General features: G+C 74.0%; 18 protein-coding genes. 15 read left to right on the forward strand and 3 right to left on the reverse strand.

Going from position 1 to position 21,221, the window contains the following annotated elements:
• Window positions 1-12: 12 nt before the first annotated feature.
• From ispG to B5Y66_RS19135, 4 genes are all read left to right on the forward strand, one after another.
• Window positions 13-1,155 (forward strand): flavodoxin-dependent (E)-4-hydroxy-3-methylbut-2-enyl-diphosphate synthase, encoded by a 1,143-nt coding sequence (gene ispG / locus B5Y66_RS19120; protein ID WP_079576188.1) that lies wholly within the window; start codon window positions 13-15, stop codon window positions 1,153-1,155.
• A 55-nt stretch (window positions 1,156-1,210) separates the two neighbouring features.
• The gene (locus tag B5Y66_RS19125) at window positions 1,211-2,146 is read left to right on the forward strand and encodes a GNAT family N-acetyltransferase (protein ID WP_079576189.1); all 936 of its coding nucleotides are present in this window, start codon (window positions 1,211-1,213) and stop codon (window positions 2,144-2,146) included.
• 115 nt (window positions 2,147-2,261) lie between these two features.
• Window positions 2,262-3,311 carry an L-threonine 3-dehydrogenase gene (gene tdh / locus B5Y66_RS19130; protein WP_079576190.1) on the forward strand — a complete coding sequence of 350 codons (1,050 nt, stop codon included), beginning with the start codon at window positions 2,262-2,264 and terminating at the stop codon, window positions 3,309-3,311.
• Window positions 3,312-3,313: 2 nt separating this feature from the next.
• Window positions 3,314-4,501 carry a glycine C-acetyltransferase gene (locus B5Y66_RS19135; RefSeq protein WP_079576348.1) on the forward strand — a complete coding sequence of 396 codons (1,188 nt, stop codon included), beginning with the start codon at window positions 3,314-3,316 and terminating at the stop codon, window positions 4,499-4,501.
• 6 nt (window positions 4,502-4,507) lie between these two features.
• Here the strand turns inward: B5Y66_RS19135 and B5Y66_RS19140 are convergent, their stop codons facing one another.
• Entirely contained in the window at window positions 4,508-5,416 is a 909-nt protein-coding gene (locus B5Y66_RS19140; RefSeq protein WP_079576191.1) for a DNA-formamidopyrimidine glycosylase family protein, read from the reverse strand.
• A 109-nt stretch (window positions 5,417-5,525) separates the two neighbouring features.
• Between B5Y66_RS19140 and B5Y66_RS19145 the strand changes: the two genes are divergently transcribed.
• Entirely contained in the window at window positions 5,526-7,331 is a 1,806-nt protein-coding gene (locus tag B5Y66_RS19145) for a proline--tRNA ligase (protein ID WP_079576192.1), read from the forward strand.
• 12 nt (window positions 7,332-7,343) lie between these two features.
• Here B5Y66_RS19145 and B5Y66_RS19150 read toward each other — a convergent pair whose 3' ends face one another.
• On the reverse strand, window positions 7,344-8,489 hold the full coding sequence (locus tag B5Y66_RS19150) for a DUF4439 domain-containing protein (protein ID WP_079576193.1): 1,146 nt from the start codon (window positions 8,487-8,489) through the stop codon (window positions 7,344-7,346).
• Window positions 8,490-8,677: 188 nt separating this feature from the next.
• Between B5Y66_RS19150 and B5Y66_RS19155 the strand changes: the two genes are divergently transcribed.
• From B5Y66_RS19155 to truB, 7 genes are all read left to right on the forward strand, one after another.
• Window positions 8,678-9,268, forward strand: coding sequence for a ribosome maturation factor RimP (locus B5Y66_RS19155; RefSeq protein WP_079576194.1), 591 nt, complete (start codon window positions 8,678-8,680; stop codon window positions 9,266-9,268).
• A gap of 2 nt (window positions 9,269-9,270) precedes the next feature.
• Entirely contained in the window at window positions 9,271-10,338 is a 1,068-nt protein-coding gene (gene nusA / locus B5Y66_RS19160; protein ID WP_079576195.1) for a transcription termination factor NusA, read from the forward strand.
• Between the two features lie 102 nt (window positions 10,339-10,440).
• A complete protein-coding gene (locus tag B5Y66_RS19165) occupies window positions 10,441-10,698 on the forward strand; it encodes a YlxR family protein (RefSeq protein WP_079576196.1) in 258 nt (85 codons plus the stop codon).
• Between the two features lie 186 nt (window positions 10,699-10,884).
• Window positions 10,885-13,746 carry a translation initiation factor IF-2 gene (infB, locus tag B5Y66_RS19170; protein WP_079576197.1) on the forward strand — a complete coding sequence of 954 codons (2,862 nt, stop codon included), beginning with the start codon at window positions 10,885-10,887 and terminating at the stop codon, window positions 13,744-13,746.
• Window positions 13,747-13,848: 102 nt separating this feature from the next.
• Window positions 13,849-14,310: a 30S ribosome-binding factor RbfA gene (rbfA, locus tag B5Y66_RS19175; protein ID WP_079576198.1), complete on the forward strand. Its 462-nt coding sequence runs from the start codon at window positions 13,849-13,851 to the stop codon at window positions 14,308-14,310.
• Between the two features lie 43 nt (window positions 14,311-14,353).
• Window positions 14,354-14,893 (forward strand): orotate phosphoribosyltransferase, encoded by a 540-nt coding sequence (pyrE, locus tag B5Y66_RS19180; protein ID WP_079576199.1) that lies wholly within the window; start codon window positions 14,354-14,356, stop codon window positions 14,891-14,893.
• Between the two features lie 31 nt (window positions 14,894-14,924).
• Window positions 14,925-15,893, forward strand: a complete 969-nt coding sequence (gene truB, locus B5Y66_RS19185) for a tRNA pseudouridine(55) synthase TruB (protein ID WP_079576200.1) — start codon at window positions 14,925-14,927, stop codon at window positions 15,891-15,893.
• Between the two features lie 26 nt (window positions 15,894-15,919).
• Here the strand turns inward: truB and B5Y66_RS19190 are convergent, their stop codons facing one another.
• The gene (locus B5Y66_RS19190; RefSeq protein ID WP_079576201.1) at window positions 15,920-17,071 is read right to left on the reverse strand and encodes a hypothetical protein; all 1,152 of its coding nucleotides are present in this window, start codon (window positions 17,069-17,071) and stop codon (window positions 15,920-15,922) included.
• Window positions 17,072-17,179: 108 nt separating this feature from the next.
• Between B5Y66_RS19190 and B5Y66_RS19195 the strand changes: the two genes are divergently transcribed.
• The 3 genes from B5Y66_RS19195 (at window position 17,180) to B5Y66_RS19205 (ending at window position 21,101) form a co-directional block, all read left to right on the forward strand.
• The gene (locus tag B5Y66_RS19195; protein ID WP_176168928.1) at window positions 17,180-17,773 is read left to right on the forward strand and encodes a TetR/AcrR family transcriptional regulator; all 594 of its coding nucleotides are present in this window, start codon (window positions 17,180-17,182) and stop codon (window positions 17,771-17,773) included.
• Between the two features lie 106 nt (window positions 17,774-17,879).
• Entirely contained in the window at window positions 17,880-18,854 is a 975-nt protein-coding gene (locus B5Y66_RS19200) for a bifunctional riboflavin kinase/FAD synthetase (RefSeq protein WP_079576203.1), read from the forward strand.
• Window positions 18,855-19,136: 282 nt separating this feature from the next.
• The gene (locus tag B5Y66_RS19205; RefSeq protein WP_079576204.1) at window positions 19,137-21,101 is read left to right on the forward strand and encodes a peroxidase family protein; all 1,965 of its coding nucleotides are present in this window, start codon (window positions 19,137-19,139) and stop codon (window positions 21,099-21,101) included.
• Window positions 21,102-21,221 lie beyond the last annotated feature (120 nt).

Here is a 21,221-nt window from a genome sequence, read left to right on the forward strand (position 1 = left end):
ATCAATCTCGGCATGCCGACCCCGCCCGCACCCACGCTGGCCCCCCGCCGCAAGTCCCGCAAGATCCAGGTGGGCAAGGTGGCCGTCGGCGGCGACGCGCCGATCAGCATCCAGTCCATGACGACGACCCCGACCACGGACATCAACGCGACGCTGCAGCAGATCGCCGAGCTGACCGCCGCGGGCTGCGACATCGTCCGGGTCGCCGTACCGACCATCGACGACGCGGACGCGCTGCCCGCCATCGCGAAGAAGTCGCAGATCCCGGTCATCGCGGACATCCACTTCCAGCCCAAGTACGTGTTCGCGGCGATCGACGCGGGCTGCGCGGCGGTGCGCGTCAACCCCGGCAACATCCGCAAGTTCGACGACCAGGTCAAGGAGATCGCGAGGGCGGCCTCCGACGCCGGGGTCTCGCTGCGGATCGGCGTCAATGCCGGCTCGCTCGACAAGCGCCTGCTCGAGAAGTACGGCAAGCCCACGGCCGAGGCCCTCGTGGAGTCCGCCGTGTGGGAGGCGAGCCTGTTCGAGGAGCACGGCTTCCACGACTTCAAGATCTCCGTGAAGCACAACGACCCCGTGGTCATGGTGCGCGCGTACGAGCTGCTCGCCCAGCGCGGCGACTGGCCGCTGCACCTCGGCGTCACCGAGGCGGGCCCGGCGTTCCAGGGCACGATCAAGTCGGCGACCGCGTTCGGTGCCCTGCTCAGCCAGGGCATCGGCGACACGATCCGCGTCTCCTTGTCGGCGCCGCCGGTCGAGGAGGTCAAGGTCGGCACGCAGATCCTGCAGGCGCTCAACCTGCGCCCCCGCAAGCTCGAGATCGTCTCGTGCCCGTCGTGCGGGCGCGCGCAGGTGGACGTGTACACGCTCGCCGAGAAGGTCACCGCGGGGCTCGAGGGCATGACGGTCCCGCTGCGCGTCGCGGTCATGGGCTGCGTCGTCAACGGCCCGGGCGAGGCTCGCGAGGCGGACCTCGGCGTCGCGTCCGGCAACGGCAAGGGCCAGATCTTCGTCAAGGGCGAGGTCGTCAAGACCGTTCCCGAGGCGATGATCGTCGAGACCCTCATCGAGGAGGCGATGCGCATCGCCGAGACGATGCCCGCCCCCGAGAACGACGGGCAGGCCGGGGCCCCGGTGGTCTCGGTCGGCTGACGCCCCCCGCATCGGGGACGATGGCGGTGGGGCCCACGGCGGCGAAGGGGGCGTGATGGGCGGCTGGCGACCGGCGGTGCGGGCGCGCGGCGACGCGCGCGGCCTCGACGCGCGCCGCCCCCGTGCCCGCGTCCTCGGGCAGGAGGACCTCGACGAGGCGCGCGCCCTGTGCGCCCGCGACCCGGTGACGTCGGTGCTCGCGGCCGCACGCCTGGAGGTCGCGGCCGCCGCGGGCCTGGCCGCCGCCGGCGGCCAGGCATGGGGCTTCCCGGCGGCCGGGCCGCTCGTCGCGGTCTGCTGGTCGGGGGCAAACCTCGTCCCGATCCTCGCCCCGGACCTCGTGGGCCGCGACGCCGACGACGCCGTCGCCGCCTTCGCCGCGGCGGCCCGCGCCCAGGGACGCCGCTCGTCGTCGATCGTGGGGGACCGGACCGCCGCGCTCGCGCTCTGGGACCTGCTCGCGCCGCGCTGGCCCCCGGCGCGGGAGGTGCGCGCCGACCAGCCGTCCCTCGCGATCGCCCGTGACCCCGACGTGGAGCCGGACCCCCTCGTGCGGCGCTCCACCCTCGACGAGGTGGACGCCGTGCTGCCCGCCTGCGTGCGCATGTTCGCGGAGGAGGTCGGGTACGCCCCCGCCGCGTCCCCGGGCAGCGCGTATGCGCTCCGCGTGCGTTCCCTCGTGGCCGAGGGGCGCTCGTTCGTGCGCACCGAGCCGCCCGCGGACCCGGGTTCCGAGCCGTTCGTGGCCTTCAAGGCGGAGCTGGGGGCGGTGGCCGGCGGGGTCGCGCAGGTGCAGGGCGTGTGGGTCGACCCGCTGCGCCGCGGGCGCGGCCTGGCCGCGCCCGGCATGGCCGCCGTCGTCGTCGCGACCCGGCGGGAGGTGGCGCCCGTCGTCTCCCTGTACGTCAACGCGTTCAACGCGCCCGCGCTCGCCACCTACCGGCGGGTCGGGTTCGAGCAGGTCGGCACGTTCACGACGGTGCTGTTCTGACCGTGCCGCCCGGTTCCCGGATCCGTCCGGATCGTGAGATGGTACGGCGCGTGACGACGCGTGCGACGGCGGCTGCCGGGGTGAGGTCCGTGAGGGGTCGACGGGCGGGACGACGATGAAGGCGCTGTTCAAGCCGGGGCCCGGGGCAGGGCTGGAGCTCGTGGAGCGGCCCGAGCCCGAGGCCGGCATCGGCGACGTGAAGATCCGTGTGCTGCGCACCGGGATCTGCGGCACCGACCTGCACATCGAGCGGTGGGACGACTGGGCGGCCTCGACGATCAAGGCCCCGCTGGTGCCGGGCCACGAGTTCGTCGGGGAGGTCGTGGAGGTCGGCGAGCTGGTGCACGACGTCGGCGTGGGCGACATCGTCTCGGGCGAGGGCCACATCGTGTGCGGCACGTGCCGCAACTGCCGCGCCGGGCGCCGACAGATGTGCATCCGCACCCAGGGCCTGGGCCTGCACCGCGACGGAGCGTTCGCCGAGTACGTCGTGCTGCCGGCCACCAACGTGTGGGTGCACCACGCCGAGGTCGACCTGGACGTCGCGGCGATCTTCGACCCGCTCGGCAACGCGGTGCACACGGCGCTCGCGTTCCCGGTGATCGGCGAGGACGTGCTCGTGTCCGGCTGCGGGCCGATCGGGCTGATGGCGATCGCCGTCGCCCGGCACGCTGGCGCACACCTGGTGGTGGGCACAGACGTGAGCCCGGCGCGGCTGGAGATGGCGAAGGCCATGGGCGCGGACGCGGCCCTCGACGTGCGCACGGCGCGCGTCGCGGACGCCCAGCGCGACCTGGGGCTGCGCGAGGGGTTCGACGTCGGGTTCGAGATGAGCGGCGCCCCGAGCGCGCTGCCGGAGATGATCGCCAACATGAACCATGGCGGCCGGATCGCGATGCTCGGCCTGCCGTCGGGGCCGATCGCCGTCGACTGGGGCACCGTCGTGACCCACATGCTCACGCTCAAGGGCATCTACGGGCGCGAGATGTTCGAGACGTGGCAGGCGATGGACGCGATGCTGCGCACCAGCGCGGCGCTGCGCGCGGCGATCGCCTCGGTCGTCACGGACCGGCTCCCCGCGTGCCGGTGGCGCGAGGGCTTCGAGGCGGCGGCCTCGGCGCACGGCGGCAAGGTGGTCCTCGACTGGACGAGCTGGGAGGCATGACGATGTACGGGACGTTCCGAGAGCACCTGGCGGGCGAGCTCGCCGAGATCGAGCGCGCGGGCCTGACCAAGCACGAACGCGGCATCGCGGGACCGCAGGGCGCGCGCATCCGCGCCGACGGCGCGGAGCTGCTGAACTTCTGCGCCAACAACTACCTGGGCCTCGCGGACGACCCGCGCATCGTCGCCGCGGCCCGTGACGCGCTCGACACCTGGGGCTACGGCCTGGCCAGCGTGCGGTTCATCTGCGGCACGCAGGACCAGCACCGCGCCCTCGAGGAGCGGGTGGCCGGCTTCCTGGGGACGGACGACTCCATCCTCTTCTCGTCGTGCTTCGACGCGAACGGCGGCGTCTTCGAGACGCTCTTCGGCGCCGAGGACGCGATCGTGTCGGACGCGCTCAACCATGCGTCGCTCATCGACGGCATCCGGCTGTCGAAGGCCGCCCGGTTCCGCTACCGCAACCGGGACATGGGCGACCTCGAGGACCAGCTGCGCGCCGCCCGCGACGGTGGGTCGCGGCACGTCGTGATCGTCACCGACGGCGTCTTCTCGATGGACGGCTACCTCGCCCCGCTGCGGGAGATCTGCGACCTCGCCGACCGGTACTCCGCGCTCGTGCTGGTGGACGACTCGCACGCCGTCGGCTTCATGGGCGACCACGGCCGGGGCACGCCCGAGCTGTGCGGCGTCGCGGACCGGGTCGACATCCTCACGGGCACTTTCGGCAAGGCGCTGGGCGGCGCGTCGGGCGGGTACGTCGCGGCGCACCAGGAGATCGTCGACCTGCTGCGCCAGCGCGCCCGCCCCTACCTGTTCTCCAACACGCTCGCGCCGACGATCGTGGCGGGCACGCTCACGGCGCTCGACCTCGTGGAGGGCTCGGGGGACCTGCGTGCGCGCCTGGTCGAGAACGCCGCCCTGTTCCGCCGCCTCATGACCGAGGCCGGCTTCGACCTGCTGCCCGGCGAGCACCCCATCGTGCCGGTGATGTTCGGTGACGCCGTCCTCGCCGCCAAGGTCGCCGAGGCGATGGGGGAGCGCGGCGTGTACGTCACCGCGTTCAGCTTCCCCGTGGTGCCGCGCGGCGAGGCCCGCATCCGGGTGCAGCTGTCCGCCGCGCACACGCCCGAGCAGGTCCGCGCGTGCGTGGACGCGTTCGTCGCGTCGCGGGAGGCGGTCGCGGCCTGACCGGGGCTACTTCAGCAGCCGCGACATCCGCCGGTCGGCGAGCACCTGCCCGCCGGTCTGGCAGGTGGCGCAGTACTGCAGCGACCGGTCGGCGAAGCTCACCTCCCGGACGACGTCGCCGCACACGGGGCAGGTCTCGCCCGTGCGCCCGTGCACACGCATGCCGGCCCGCTTGGCGTCCTTGAGCTCCTTGGCGGGCTTGCCCGACGACGTCGCGACCGCGTCGCGCAGGGTGGTCACGACGGCGTCGTGCAGGGCGGCGACCTCGGCGTCCGTGAACGACCGGGTCAGCTTGAACGGCGACGTGCGCGCCACGTGCAGGATCTCGTCGGAGTAGGCGTTGCCGATCCCCGCGATCGCGCGCTGGTCGCGCAGCAGGCCTTTGACCTGCTGGTTCTTGGCCTGCATCAGCGCGGCGAGCGACTGCGGCGTGAAGTCGTCGGAGAGCGGGTCGACGCCGAGCGTGGCGACCTGCTCCACCTCCTGCGGGTCGCGGACCACGTGCACCGCCAGCCGTTTGCGGGTACCGGCCTCGGTGAGGTCGAAGCCCGCGCCGTCGTCGAGGCGCACCCGCAGCGCCAGCGCGGACCCGCGGGAGGAGCCGCCCATGCGCGGGCGGACGGGAGTCGTCGGCGCCTGGTCCGACCAGCGCACCCAGCCGCCGCGCGAGAGGTGGAACAGCAGGTGCAGGTGCGCGGTCTCCTCGCCGGCGTCCCCGGTCCCCGACAACCGCACGTCCAACCACTTGCCGTGGCGCGAGACGCCCGCGACCTCGCGCCCGAGGAGGGCGCTCACAGGCGGGTCGAACGTCTTGAGCGCGGCGATGGCCGCGACGTCGGCGGCGACCACCCGGCGGCCGGTCGCCCGCTCGTCGAGGAACTCCGCCAGTGCCTGCACCTCGGGAAGCTCGGGCATGCCGCCATGCTGCCAGCAGGAGGCGACGGCGACCAGGCGTGCGGCCGGGCGCGGACGGGGACGGCCGGGGCGGCGGGGAGGGCCGCCGGGCGCCGCTAGGCTTGCCCCCATGTCGATCGTGTCCGCCCGCCAGCCCCAGGGCGACCTGCTCCGCCTGTCCCAGCTCTTCGTCCGCACCCTGCGCGAGGACCCGGCCGACGCCGAGGTCGCGAGCCACCGGCTCCTGGTCCGTGCCGGCTACATCCGCCGCGCCGCCCCCGGCATCTACACCTGGTTGCCGCTGGGCCTGCGCGTCCTCGCCAAGGTCGAGGCCGTGGTGCGTGAGGAGATGCAGGCGATCGGTGCGCAGGAGGTGCACTTCCCGGCGCTGCTGCCGCGCGAGCCGTACGAGGTCTCCGGGCGCTGGACCGAGTACGGCCCCAACCTCTTCCGCCTGCAGGACCGCAAGCAGGCCGACTACCTCCTCGCGCCGACGCACGAGGAGATGTTCACCCTGCTGGTCAAGGACCTGTACTCGTCGTACAAGGACCTGCCCCTGGCGCTGTTCCAGATCCAGACCAAGTACCGCGACGAGGCGCGCCCCCGCGCGGGCCTCATCCGCGGGCGCGAGTTCATCATGAAGGACTCGTACTCCTTCGACGTCGACGACGCGGGCCTGGACGAGAGCTACGCCAAGCACCGCGCCGCCTACCAGCGGATCTTCGACCGCTTCGGCTTCGAGTACGTGATCGTCTCCGCGCACGCCGGCGCGATGGGCGGCTCCAAGTCGGAAGAGTTCCTCGCCAAGTCGCCGATCGGCGAGGACACCTACGTCGAGTGCAGGGCCTGCGGCTACGCGGCGAACGTCGAGGCCGCGCGGGCGCCCGTGCCCGACCCGGTCCCGTTCGAGGGCACCACCGAGGCGCACGCCGAGGACACCCCGGGCACCCCCACGATCGACTCGCTGGTCGACCACCTCAACGAGCGCTTCCCGCGTGACGACCGGCCGTGGGCGGCGGGGGACACGCTCAAGAACGTCCTGTTCCGGCTGGACCACCCCGACGGCACCACAGAGGCCGTCGCGATCGGCGTCCCCGGCAACCGTGAGGTGGACGTCAAGCGTATGGAGGCCGCCTTCTACCCGGCCGAGTTCACGCCGTTCGGCGACGCCGACTTCGCCGCCCGCCCCGCCCTGGCCAAGGGGTATATCGGGCCCGGCGCGCTGGGTGAGGAGAAGCCTTCGAAGGTCCGCTACCTGCTCGACCCCCGTGTCGTCGAGGGCACCCGCTGGGTGACCGGCGCCGACCGCCCGGGCCAGCACGTGCTCGACCTCGTCGCAGGCCGTGACTTCACCGCGGACGGAACCATCGAGGTGGCCGAGGTGTGGCCGGGCGACCCGTGCCCGAACGGCGACGGCATCCTCGAGACCGCCCGCGGCATCGAGATGGGGCACGTGTTCCAGCTCGGCCGCAAGTTCGCGGAGGCGCTCGACCTCAAGGTGCTGGACGTGAACGGCAAGGCTGTCACGGTCACCATGGGGTCCTACGGCGTGGGCGTCACGCGTGCGGTCGCCGCGATCGCGGAGGGCAACCACGACGAGAAGGGGCTCGCCTGGCCCGTCCAGGTGGCGCCCGCGCACGTGCACGTCGTCGCGACGGGGAAGGGCGCGGAGGTCTTCGAGGCCGCCGAGAAGCTCGCCACGGAGCTGGTCGACGCGGGGGTGGAGGTCATCTACGACGACCGCCCCAAGGTGTCGCCCGGCGTGAAGTTCGCCGACGCGGAGCTGTTCGGCGTGCCCCTGATCGTCGTCGTCGGCCGCGGCCTCGCGGACGGCGTCGTCGAGGTCCGCCCGCGTGCCGGCGCGTCCGAGCAGGTCCCGGTGGCCGACGCCGCACACGTCGTGACCGAGCGCGTCGCGGCCCTGCTGGCGGGCTGACCCGCCGCGAGGCTAGGCGCCCACCTCGTCCCCGGCCTGTTCCGGCAGGCCGGGGAACGGCTCGGGCTCGGCACCCCAGTCGTCGAGCGTCACGGCGGCGTCGACGAGCAGGTCGACGAGCACCCCGCGGGTGCCGGCCGTCGTCGTGCCGACGAGGCTCGCGTAGTCGGTGGCGAGGTCGTTCTCGAGGTCGATCACCAGCGCCTTGTCGCCCTGGTCCGCGAGCCGGGGCACGGCGTAGGCGGCACGGCGCGGGTCCTGGGCCGTGGCCTGCGTGCCCGCGACGGCGGCCCAGGCGTCCGCCCGCTGCGCGTGCGCCTCGACCCGGTCGAGCAGCCGGTCGCGCTTCGTGCCCGAGGTGATCGCCGCGCGCAGCTGCTGGGCGAACCTGGTCGCATCCTCGGACACGACGAGGGTGCTCAGGTCGTGCGCGGTGAGCCCCTCGGGGACTGTCCCGCCCTCGTCCCGCACGTCGTCCTGGCCGTCGTCCTGGTCGGTGCCGGCGGCGTCTTCCGTCGGCTCGGTGGGGGCGGGCGTGCCCTCCTCCGCGGCCCGACCCGAGCCGGTCGGTGTCGGGACCCGTGGGGCGGCGACGCCGGGGCCGGGGACGTCGGCGATGGCGGCGAGGCGTTCGCCCGAGACCGTCTGCGCCGCGCCGATCGAGGCCAGCAGGCGCGCCAGCGGTCCGTCGGTCGTGGTGCCGGCCGCGGTCCGCGAGCGGGCGGCCGCGTCGTCGAGCGCCTGCACGACGTCGGCGGGGGTGGCCCTGTCCCACGCGGACGACTGCGTGCCGCTCGGCTCGTCCGTCGCGAGCCCCGAGTCGTACTCCCCGCCCAGCGCCTCGGCCTGCGCGCGGGAGGCCGCGGCGATGCGGGTGAGCTCGGTGACGAGGCGCTCCCGCTCGGTGGGCGCCTCCTCCAGGGCCGCCTCGGCGCCGTCGGCCACGAGGAGGGCGTCCGACACGGCGGTGCGGCGCACCACCTCGAGGCTGTCGGGCACCGGCTCGTCCGCGGGCGGCGCCTCCAGCCGGACGCCGCACCCGGCCAGCAGCGCGACGCCGAGCAGCGCCGCGCCCGCGGCCGCCCTCGGGCGACGCCGGACACCGGGCGCGGGCACGGCGGGCGTGACGGTCCGGACGGGAGCGGGCTGCTGTTCCATCGTGGCCGATGATGCCACGCGGGTGGGCCCGCCCGTGTGACGTTCCTCCGCCCGTCCGGGGCGCCGCGCGGCGCGAGCCGGGCCCGTCGTTCGTTACGCTGGACGCTGCACACAACGACACACCGGCCGCGGGACGTCCCGGCGCGGGAGCACACGGCAGTCCACGACGTGACCCACGGGAGGCAGCGATGGCAGCGCAGCACGGCCGCACGGCGGCGGACGACGCGAAGGCCGAGGCGGTGCGGCGGGTCGTGACCCCGGCGGTCGACGCGGCGGGTCTGTTCCTGGAGGACGTCGTCCTCACGCGGGCCGGCGCGAAGTCGGTCGTGCGCATCACCGTGGACCTCCCCGAGGACGCGCGAGGCAGCCTCGACTCGGACACCCTCGGCGACGTCTCGCGCGCGATCTCCGCGGCGCTGGACGCCGACGACGTGGTCCCCGGTGCCTACACGCTCGAGACCTCGACGCCCGGCACCTCCCGGCCGCTGACGGAGCCGCGCCACTTCCGGCGCGCCCGCGGCCGCCTCGTGGTGCTCCAGCTGCGCGACGGCGGCACGGCGTCCGGCCGCCTGGTCGAGGTCGACGGCGGCGCGGACACCACCGACGACGACGCGCACCTCGTGCTGGAGGACGGCACCCGCGTGCCCCTCGCCGACGTGCGCCGGGGCAAGATCGAGGTCGAGCTGAAGCGCCTGGACGAGGCGCCGGACGAGACCGACACGGACACGGGCGACGCCCGGGACGACACCACGGGCTCCGCCCGTCACGAGGAGGGCTGACGATGGACATCGACATGAGCACGCTTCGGCTGCTGGAGCGGGAGCGGGACATCAGCCTCGACGTCCTGGTGGCCGCGATCGAGCAGGCGCTGCTGTCGGCCTACCACCGCACGCCCGACGCCTACTCGCACGCCCGCGTCGAGGTGGACCGCAAGTCGGGTCACGTGGCCGTGTGGGCCCGCGAGGAGATCCGCACGCCGGACCCCGCCGACCCGGAAGCGCGGCCCACCGTCGAGCTGGGACCGGAGTTCGACCACACCCCGGCCGACTTCGGCCGGATCGCCACCGCCACGGCCCGCCAGGTCATCGTGCAGCGGCTGCGCGACGCCGAGGACGACCAGGTGCTCGGCATGTTCCGCGGCAAGGAGGGTGAGGTCCTCGCGGGCGTCATCCAGCAGGGGCGCGACCCGCGCGTCGTGCTCGTGGACGTGGGCGGCACGGAGGCCGTGCTGCCCCCGCACGAGCAGGTGCCCACCGAGGAGTACGTGCACGGCGAGCGGCTGCGCGCCTACGTCGTCGAGGTCTCCCGCGGCATGAAGGGCGCCCAGGTGGTGCTGAGCCGCACGCACCCGGGCCTCGTGCGCAAGCTCTTCGAGCTGGAGGTCCCGGAGATCGCCGACGGCGCCGTCGAGATCACGGCGATCGCCCGCGAGGCGGGACATCGCTCCAAGGTCGCCGTCCGGTCCAAGGTGGCCGGGCTCAACGCCAAGGGCGCCTGCATCGGGCCGATGGGCGCGCGCGTGCGCGCCGTCATGGCGGAGCTGCACGGGGAGAAGATCGACATCGTCGACCACAGCGACGACCCGGCCCGCTTCGTGGCCAACGCGCTCTCGCCCGCGCGTGTGACCTCGGTCACGGTGGTCGACGCCGATGCCAAGGCTGCGCGGGTCGTCGTGCCCGACTACCAGCTGTCCCTCGCGATCGGCAAGGAAGGGCAGAACGCCCGGCTCGCCGCGAAGCTGACGGGGTGGCGGATCGACATCCGGTCCGACGAGGCGGCCCCCGCCGGGGACGGTGCGACGGGCGACGACGCAGGTGGCGCCGCGGTGAGCCGCGGGGCCGAGGGCTGAGGCCGGTCACGGCACGTGGGTCGTCGCGCTAGACTGTCGGGGACCGGGCCACGCGCCCAGCCCTCGACCTCCCCACGGATCGCGCCGGAAACCTCCGGACCGATGCGGACGTGTGTCGGGTGCAGGGAGCGTGACCAGCGGTCCGCTCTCCTGCGGCTGGTGCTCGAGCCGTCGGGACGCGAGGAAGTCCTCGCGGTCGACGTGCGAGGGTGTCTGCCGGGGCGTGGCGCCTGGATCCATCCGACGTCCGCCTGCCTGGCGCTCGCGGAGCGTCGTCGGGCCGTGCCGCGCGCGCTGCGCGTCACGGGTCCGCTCGACCTCTCCGAGGTCCGGGACTATCTGGAGCAGCGAGACCGTTGAGTCCCTCCGGTCCGCGCCGCCACCCGGCGGACGGACCTTCGCGACCGAGCATGCTCGGCCGCACCCACTGAAGTCGACAAGGAAGCGGGTCAGAAGCCGATGGGCACCCGATGAGTTCCGTGCGATGAGTACTCGGTACTAACGACGGTCCTCCCTGTCTCGCAGGAGGGCCGAGACAGGAGAGTTGTGGCGAAGATCCGCGTTCACGAGCTGGCCAAGCAGCTCGGGGTGGAGAGCAAGACCCTGCTCGCCGACCTGAAGTCGGCGGGCGAATTCGTCCGGTCGGCGTCCTCGACGCTCGAGGCACCGGTCGAGCGAGTCATGCGCGACAAGTACAAGGACGCGGCCCCCGCGTCCTCGGGGGCCAAGGCTGCCGCGCCCCAGGCTGCGGCGCCGCGCGCCGAGCAGAAGGCCGCTCCGGCGAAGCCCGCCCCCAAGCCCGCCCCGCAGAAGCCCGAGCCCGAGTCGCCCGTCGCCCCGGTGGCGGACGCGACACCGGCCGCACCCGTGCAGGAAGCCCCGGCGAAGCCGGCGGCTGCCCGTCCCGGGGCCCCGACGCCCGGCCCGCGCCCCGCGGCGCCGAAGCCGGCTCCTGCCGCGCGCGAGCAGCGCGACGGCGGTCGTGACGGTGGCCGCGACGGCGGCCGTGACGGTGGCAAGGGTGGCCGTTCCCCGCGTCCGGGCAACAACCCGTTCGCGTCCAGCCAGGGCATGCCGCGCCAGGGGCAGCGCCCCGGCGCCCCGCGCCCCGGCAACAACCCGTTCGCGTCCAGCCAGGGCATGCCGCGCCCCGGCCAGCGCCCGGACCGCGGCGAGGCCGCGCCCGAGCGCTCCGGCGAGCGTCCCGGCGGTCCTCGTCCGGGCGGCCCCCGCCCCGGTGGCCCGCGCCCCGCGGCTCCCCGTCCCGGCGGCCCGCGCCCGAACCCCGGCATGATGCCGGGCAAGACCTCGATGCCGCGTCCCGGCGAGCGTCCGGCGCCCGCGGGCGGTGGCCGTGGTGGCCGCGGTGGCGGTCCTGGTGGCGGCCCGGGTGGTGGCGGTGGCTTCCGTCCCGGTGGTGGCGGCGGCTTCGCCGGCCGTCCTGGAGGCCGTGGTGGCGCCGGTCGTGGCTCCACGCAGGGTGCGTTCGGTCGCGCCGGTGGCCGTCCCGTCCGTGGGCGGAAGTCGAAGCGCGCGAAGCGCCAGGAGTTCGAGCAGATGCAGGCGCCGTCGCTCGGCGGCGTGCAGGTGCCCCGCGGCAACGGCTCGACCGTCGTCCGCCTGCGCCACGGCTCGTCGCTGAACGACTTCGCGGACAAGATCGACGCGAACCCCGCGAGCCTGGTCACGGTGCTGTTCCACCTCGGTGAGATGGCCACCGCGACGCAGTCGCTCGACGAGGACACGTTCGGCACGCTGGCGAACGAGCTCGGCTACGTCATCGAGATGGTGTCGGCCGAGGAGGAGGACCGCGAGCTGCTCGGGGCCTTCGACATCGACCTCGACGCCGAGCTCGAGGGCGAGTCGGACGAGGACCTCATGCCCCGTCCGCCCGTGGTCACCGTCATGGGTCACGTCGACCACGGCAAGACGCGTCTTCTCGACGCGATCCGCCAGACCGACGTCATCTCCGGCGAGGCCGGTGGCATCACCCAGCACATCGGTGCCTACCAGGTGAGCCACGAGCACGAGGGCAACGACCGCGCCATCACCTTCATCGACACCCCGGGTCACGAGGCGTTCACCGCCATGCGTGCCCGTGGTGCCCAGGTGACGGACATCGCGATCCTCGTGGTCGCCGCCGACGACGGCGTCATGCCGCAGACGGTGGAGGCCCTGAACCACGCCCAGGCGGCCAACGTGCCGATCGTGGTCGCGGTGAACAAGGTGGACAAGGAGGGGGCCAACCCCGACAAGATCCGCCAGCAGCTCACCGAGTACAACCTGGTGGCTGAGGAGTACGGCGGCGACACCATGTTCGTCGACGTGTCGGCCAAGCAGAACCAGGGGATCGACCAGCTGCTCGAGGCCGTGCTCCTCACGGCGGACGCCTCGCTGGACCTGCGGGCCAACCCCGACAAGGACGCGCGCGGTGTGGCCATCGAGGCCAACCTCGACAAGGGCCGCGGCGCCGTCGCGACCGTCCTGGTCCAGTCGGGCACGCTGCAGGTCGGCGACGCGATCGTCGCGGGCACGGCCCACGGCCGCGTGCGCGCCATGTTCGACGAGCACGGCAACGCCGTGACCGAGGCGGGCCCCGCCCGTCCGGTCCTCGTGCTCGGTCTCGCGTCGGTGCCGAGCGCCGGCGACACCTTCCTGGTGGCGCCCGACGAGCGCACCGCCCGGCAGATCGCCGAGAAGCGCGAGGCGGCCGAGCGTGCCGCCCTCCTGGCCAAGCGTCGCAAGCGCATCAGCCTGGAGGACTTCACGCAGGCCCTCCAGCAGGGCAAGGTCGAGACGCTCAACCTCGTCCTCAAGGGCGACGTGTCCGGTGCGGTCGAGGCCCTGGAGGACGCGCTGCTCAAGATCGACGTCGGCGACGAGGTCGAGCTGCGTGTCATCCACCGCGGTGTCGGTGCGATCACGCAGAACGACGTCAACCTGGCCACGGTCGACAACGCGATCATCATCGGCTTCAACGTGAAGTTCGGTGAGCGTGTCGAGGACCTCGCGGAGCGCGAGGGCGTCGAGGTCAAGTTCTACTCGGTCATCTACCAGGCGATCGACGACGTCGAGGCAGCCCTGAAGGGCATGCTCAAGCCGGAGTACGAGGAGGCCCAGCTGGGCACCGCGGAGATCCGCCAGGTCTTCCGTTCCTCGAAGTTCGGCAACATCGCGGGCTCGATCATCCGGTCGGGCACCATCCGCCGCAACACCAAGGCGCGTGTCCTGCGCGACGGCAAGATCGTCGGGAACGACCTGACGATCGAGTCGCTGCGCCGCGAGAAGGACGACGTCACCGAGGTCCGCGAGGGCTTCGAGTGCGGTATCGGCCTCGGGTCGTTCAACGACGTCACCGAGGGTGACATCATCGAGACCTTCGAGATGCGCGAGAAGCCGCGCGCCTGACGGTCGCGCCGCTAGTACAGTCTGACGGCGCCCCGGCCCGACCCGCTTCGACAGGAGCGGGTCGGGCCGGGGCGCCGTCGGCGTCGAGAGAGGGAGACACACATGCCCGGCCCCAAGGGCGACAGGCCCGAGAACCCGCGCGCCCGCAAGCTCGCGGACCGCATCAAGGAGATCGTCGCGCAGCTGCTCGACACGCGGATCAAGGACCCGCGTCTCGGCTTCGTCACCGTGACGGACGTCCGCGTCACGGGCGACCTGCAGAACGCCTCGGTGTTCTACACGGTGTTCGGCACGGACGAGGAGCGGGCCGGCACCGCCGCGGCGCTGGAGAGCGCCAAGGGCATGATCCGCTCGGAGGTCGGCAAGCAGACCGGCGTGCGGCTCACCCCGACCATCGAGTTCTTCCTGGACTCGATGCCGGAGAACGCTGCCCACCTGGACGCGGCGCTCCTCGAGGCACGACGCCGCGACGCCGAGCTCGCCGCCCTGCGCGAGGGCAAGGGTTTCGCCGGCGACGAGGACCCGTACCGCAAGCCTTCGGAGGACGACGAGCCCGAGGCTTGAGCGGAGCCGACGCCCGGCCGACACCGTGCGCCAGGATGTGGTCATGACCCTTCACGGCGACGACCCCGACCTGGCTCGCGACGTCGACCGGGCCTGCTGGCTCACCGGCACGTTCACGCTGCGCAGCGGGCAGGTGACGTCCGAGTACTTCGACAAGTACCTGTTCGAGACGGACCCGGCGCTCCTGGCCCGCGTCGCGGCGCGCATGGTGCCGCTGGTCCCCGACGGTACGGATCTGCTCGGCGGCCTGGAGCTCGGCGGCGTGCCCCTGGTGACCGTGCTCAGCTCCCTGACGGGGCGGCCCGCACTGTTCGTGCGCAAAGAGGCCAAGCGGTACGGGACGGCGAAGCTCGTCGAAGGCCCTCCGGTCGCCGGCCGTCGCGTCACCCTCGTCGAGGACGTCGTGACGACGGGCGGCGCGGTCCGCGACGCGACGCTCGCGCTGCGCGCAGAAGGCGCCGTCGTCGAGACGGTGCTGTGTGCCATCGACCGCAGCCCGGCGGACGCTGCGCCGCTCGCGGACCTGGGGCTCGAGGTCCGCGCGGTGCTCACCAAGGCGCAACTGGACGCCACCCGCGTCTGACCCACGACCCGCGACGAACCACGGAGAACCTATGACCGCACCGGCGCGTCCCGCGCAGCCGCCCCGCCGCCCGACCGCGCCCGACGGCCTCCTCGTCGTGGACAAGCCGGCGGGCTGGACGAGTCACGACGTGGTCGGGCGCTGCCGGCGGCTGGCCGGCACGCGCAAGGTCGGCCACGCGGGCACCCTCGACCCCATGGCGACGGGCGTGCTCGTCGTCGGGGTGGGGCGCGCCACGAAGCTCCTGACCTACGTGGTCGGCGCCGACAAGGCGTACCAGGCCACGATGCGCCTCGGCGTCGCCACCACGACGGACGACGCCGAGGGCGAGGTCGTCGAGACGCTCGGGGCCGGCGGGGGCGTGGACGGCGCGGCGCTGGCGCGGGAGGTCGCGGTGCTGACCGGAGACATCCGGCAGGTGCCCACCACCGTGAGCGCGATCAAGGTGGACGGCAAGCGGGCCTACGCGCGCGCCCGGGCGGGGGAGGACGTCGTCCTCGAGGCCCGCCCGGTCACCGTGAGCCGCTTCGACGTGCTCGGCACGCGGGCCTCGACGACGCCCGAAGGTGTCCCTGTGCTCGACGTCGACGTCGAGGTCGTCGTCTCGTCGGGCACGTACGTCCGCGCCCTGGCCCGCGACCTCGGCGCCGCGCTCGGGACCGGTGGCCATCTCACGGCGCTGCGCCGCACCCGGGTGGGCGGCTACGAGCTGGCGGGCGCCCGGACGCTCGAGGAGCTGGAGGCGCAGGCCGACGCCGACGGCGTGCTCGCCACGCTGCCCCTCGCCGACGCGGCGCGCGCGACGTTCCCGGTGCGGGAGCTCTCCGCGGACGAGGCGCGCGCCCTCGGTTACGGCCAGTGGGTGCCCGCCAGCGGCGAGCGGGGCACGGTCGCCGCGATCGGCCCCGACGGCACGCTCGTGGCGCTCCTGGAGGACACCCGCCGGCGGGGGGAGTCGCTGGCCAAGCCCGTTCTCGTCCTCGCCCCGGCCGGCGGCTGACCGGCCGGGGCGGCCCTCGGCGCCACTCAGCCGCGAAGCGCAGGCTCGCCGCGGTGCGTCGGCTCGCCGCGGTGCGCGGGCTCGCCGCGGTGGGCGGCGCGCTCGAGCGCCTCGTCGCGCGCGGCCTCGGCGTCGGGCTCGGCGCCGCCGGCGGTGCGCAGATGCCCGACGAGCGACAGCGCGACGCCCACCGTGGCCCAGGCCCCGAGGGCGAGCCAGGCCTGTGCGGCGTCGGCGGCCGGGAAGTAGGAGAGGTCGCGCAGCAGGGTGGCGCCCGCGCCGGGCGGGAACCACTGGCCGATCGCGCCCCAGTGCCACGGGAGGAACTCCGGCGGCACGGTGGCGCCCGAGATCGGGTTGGCGACCAGCATCATCGTCACCGCGCCGAGCGCGATCCCGGCGCGGCCCAGCAGGGCCACCAGACCGGTGATGGGGGCGGCGACGGCGGCGAGCGCGAGCGCGGCGCCCCCGGCGTTGGTCCACCAGTCGCCCTGCAGCGCCCCGAACCATGACTGCAGCACGGCGACGAGGACGACGCCGCCCGCGGCGGCGTAGACGGTGACGGCCAGCACGCGGCGCAGTGCCCCCACCACGAGGAGTGAGATGCCGACGCCGCCGACGATCCCGCCGAGGACCAGGGGGAACAGGGCGGCCGCGAGGCCGGTGCCGCGCGGGTCGTCGGCGGACAGAGGGACGACGTCGGTCACCGTGACGGTGGGCGGCTCCGCCGGGTCGCCCGCGGCCTGCGCCTGCTGGGCGAGCCCGGCCTGCAGCTGCCCTGCGGCCGCGGTGAGGAGCTGGTGCGTGGCGCTGTTCGCGGCCGAGGCGGTGAGCACCTCGGGCGCTTCGCCGAGCACGATCGCGCCGTAGGCGTCGCGGGCCTCGATCGCGCCGACCGCGGCGTCTCGGGAGTCGACGGGGACGAGGTCCACGACGCCGGGTTGCGCCGCTTCGAGCGACGTCTCGAGGCCGGCCACCGCCTGGTCCGGGCCGACGACCGCGACGGGGACGTCCTTCGGCTCGGCCGTGACGGCGGGCCAGGAGAAGGCGAGCACGAGGACACCGACGACGGCGGCGACGCCGAGGGCCAGGGCGACGACGCGGCCCCACGGCGTGTGCGGTGCGGGGCGCTCGACGGGGCGGGGGACGGGGTCGGTGGTCTCCGTGGGGGAGGGCATGGCATGCTCCGAGGTCGAATCAAAAAACGAATGTTCGTTCTTTATATAGAGTCCTCTCGGGTCCCTAGACTTGTCAACCGTCCGTCCGTGCCCTCGGGAAGGGGTCTCATGCCGCGAGTGACCGAGGCGCACCGCGAGGCGCGCCGCGCACAGATCCGGGCGGCCGCCCTGCGGGCGTTCTCCGCCAAGGGCTACCAGCGGGCCTCCATCTCCGACGTCGTCGCCGAGTCGGGGCTGTCCGCGGGCGCGATCTACGGCCACTACGACGGCAAGCAGGCGCTCTTCGCCGCGGTCGCCGAGGAGGTGCTCTCCCGGCGCAGCACGGAGATCGACGCCGCCGGCGGAGACGGCGTCCCGCCGTCGCCGATCGAGGTCCTCACGATCCTCACAGGCGGCATGACCCGAGACCTCGAGGACGGCAAGGTGCTCGTGCAGCTCTGGGCGGAGTCCACGGTGGACCCGGTGATCCACGACGTCGTCCAACACGTCGTCGTGGACCTGAGGAACGTCCTGACCGCTGCGCTGCAGGCGTGGTTCGGGGCGCGACCCGACGTGGCGCCCGACGGGCCCGACGCTGCGGCGCGGTTGCTGCTCCCCGTGATGCTGGGGCTCGGCCAGGGCTTCCTCGTGCAGCGGGCCCTGCTCGACGACTTCGACGGCGCGCGCTACCTCGAGGCCGCCGCGGCGGTGCTGCCCTCCTGACGGCGGCCAGGCGCGGCGTCCGTCCCGCGGCAGCGGTCTATCCTTGACGGTCGGCGGCCGGTACGGGCGCCGACCAGCCGACCATCGACGAGACGGAGCGCGACGCGTGCAGGTGTTCACGGACCTGGACCAGGTCCCGGGTGGGTTCGGCCCGTCTGTCGTCACGATCGGAAACTTCGACGGCGTCCACCGCGGCCACCAGGCCGTCCTCCGTCGCCTCGTGGGCCTGGCCCACGCCGACGACCGCTCGGCGGTGGCGCTCACCTTCGACCCGCACCCGGCCCAGGTGCACCGACCTGAGACGGCCCCCGAGCTGCTGACGGGCCTGCGCGACCGGCTCGACCTGATGGGCCGGGCCGGGCTGGACGCCGTGCTGGTGGTCCCGTACACGCTCGACCTCGCCGCGCAGACGCCGGAGGAGTTCGTCACGCGCTACCTGGTCGACGGGCTCGGTGCCCGGACGGTCGTGGTGGGTCACGACGTGCGGTTCGGCAAGGGGAACGCCGGCACGCTCGCCACGATGGTGGAGCTCGGCGGCACGCACGGTTTCGAGGTCGTGGCCGTGGACGACGTCGGCGAGTGCGCCGCCGGCAGCGCGGGCGCGCGCGAGCGCTGGTCGTCGTCGGCCGCCCGGGCGCTGCTCGCCGAGGGCGACGTCGCCCAGGCTGCCGAGGTGCTCGGCCGGCCCCACCGGGTGCGCGGCACCGTGGTGCACGGTGACGCCCGCGGCCGCGAGCTCGGGTTCCCGACGGCGAACCTCGGGCACGCCGAGGGCATGGTCCCGGCGGACGGCGTGTACGCCGGGCGGCTGCTGCGGCCCCGGCTCGCGGAGACCCGCCCCGGCGACCCCGACGCCGACCTGCCCGCCGCGATCTCGGTGGGTACCAACCCGACGTTCGACGGCGTGGAACGCCGAGTCGAGGCCTACGTGCTCGACCGCGACGACCTGGACCTGTACGGCGAGACCGTCGTGCTGGAGCTGGTCGAGCGGCTGCGCCCGACGCTGCGCTTCGACGGCATCGAGCCGCTCGTCGAGCAGATGCACGCCGACGTCGCGCGGGCGCGCGACATCCTGCGCTGACGTCCGTCCTGTCCGGCCCGGCGCCGTGGAGCGGGTGAAAGTGCGCGCGGTCGGTCACAGGGAACCTCGGGGCCCCTCCTTCCTGGCGTGACGGACCGGGCTGCGCCCGGCCCGTGGGCCGCGGTGGTACCGCGGACCCGTCGCGACGCGCCACCGCCCTCCCTGCTCCACGGCGGTGGTCGCGTCGCAGCGCGCCGTCCCGGGCCGCCTCCCTCGGTGGCCCGGGACCCGCTCCGCGCCGGGTCGCGCGCCCGGCGCCCGCACCTCCCGAGAGGCGGAGCCATGACGGCTCAGGAGACCACCGAGAACGCAGCCCCCGCACCGGAGCCGGATCTCAACGCCACGCCCGTCGGCCGCACCGTGCGCAGCGTCAGGCACGGGGGAAGCGTGCGACCGCGACCGCGGCCGCGACCCGACCCGCACCCGCCGACGTCGCCGGCCCCGCTCCTGCACGACACGGAGATGGCGGTGCTGCGGGACATCATCGACGGCCGGTTCAACGCGACGACGTCGTTCGACTACCTCTTCCGTGACCTGCGGGGCCGGTTCCCCGCCGCGCACCTGCCGGTCGACGACGAGGGCACGCCGCCCGAAGGGCCGATCTCGAACGCACGGGTGACGGCCGTGGTGGCGGCGCTGAAGAAGCTCGGCGCCGCGATGGTGGAGCCCGGGGGTCCGCCGAACCCCGACCTGGACTCGACGATCCCCGCGGTCTACACGTACTGGGGGCAGTTCATCGACCATGACATCACGCTCAACACGAACGGCCCCGACAACCCGCCCTCCGCCGACGACCCGCCACGGGCCGGTGACCTGGTCCTGGGCGACATCGTGAGCGACCCCTTCACGGCGTTCCCGCCGGAGACCGTCGTCGCGAGCCTGCACAACGGGCGCCACCCCTTCCTCAACCTCGACAGCCTGTACGGCAGCGGTCCACGGTTCCCGGGCGAGCCGGGCCGCAGGACGACGCGCAGCGAGGCGGCGTACGCGAGCGACGACCCCGCGAAGCTGGCGGTCGGTCGCGTCGCCACCGACGCGGTCCCCGGGTTCGACCTGGTCGCGCCGGGCCACGACGCGCAGCGCGACCTGCCGCGGTTCACCGTGGCGGAGGTCGATGCGCTGACGGTCGACCCGGCCGAGCGGCCGGTCCCCGGCACCGCGAAGATCCCGGATGGCCGCAACGACGAGAACCTCGTCGTCGCCCAGCTCCACCTCGGCCACATCCGGTTCCATAACGCCGTCGTCGACCGGGTCCGCGACATCGAGCCGTGGCTCACGGTGGACGACCGCGCCGTCTTCGACCGCGCGCAGCAGCTGGTGCGCTGGCACTACCAGTGGCTGGTCGTCAACGACTACCTGCGGACGCTCACCAAGCCGGGGGTGCTCGACGAGGTCCTCGTGGAGCCGTCCCTGCTGTTCCGGCCACGGCGGCCGGTCGCGATGCCGCTCGAGTTCGCGGTGGCGGCGTTCCGGTTCGGGCACTCGATGGTGCGCAACGGGTACGACTTCAACCTCAACTTCGGGGCCGGCGGCCAGCCTCCGACGCCCCCGAAGGCGGCCTTCGCGAGCCTCGTCCAGCTCTTCGAGTTCACCGGTGGGGGCTCGCTGAACCCTGACGGCTTCGGCGACGCCCTGCCGTCGAACTGGCCGATCGACTGGGCGCGGTTCGTCGACAAGGGCGACCCGGACCGCAGGCGCTCGGCGACAAAGATCGACCCGTTCCTCGCCAACGGCCTGTCCACCATGCTCAAGGAGGGCAACGACGCGGGCTTGGACCCCGGCGTCAAGGCGCTGCTGAAGCAGCTCGCGCAGCGCAACCTGCTGCGGGGCTACTGGCTCTCCCTGCCGACGGGGGAGGCCGTGGCGAGGGCGCTGCAGGTCACGCCGCTGACCGTCGAGCAGCTCACGCGCGGCGCGGGCCAGGACGTCAAGGACGCGCTCGCGGAGCTCGGCGGCACCCCGCTGTGGTACTACGTCCTCAAGGAGGCCGAGGTCCAGGGGAACGGGAACTTCCTGGGCGACGTCGGGAGCCGGATCCTCTGCGAGACGTTCGTCTATCTGCTCACGAAGGACGAGGACTCCTACCTCAACCACCACTGGACGCCGGCGGACGGCGTCCGCGTGGACGGCGGGAAGATGATCACGACGATCACCGACCTGCTCCGGTTCGCAGGAGTGCTCGCCATGGACGACGGCACCTTCCGGCAGGTCGACGGCGGCCCGGCCGGGCACGACGGCGACGACTGACGCCGAGCCGCCGTCGAGCGTGTCGAGGAGCACGTCGCCCCCGCCCCGGCCCGGGGCGGGGGCGACGCCGCGCGCTGGTAGCATGGTGGGGCCGTACGAACGGCCGCGGATCCAGAGCGC

Origin of the sequence: Krasilnikoviella flava, from assembly GCF_900167525.1 — a bacterium.
GTDB classification, from domain to species: Bacteria; Actinomycetota; Actinomycetes; order Actinomycetales; family Cellulomonadaceae; genus Isoptericola; species Isoptericola flavus.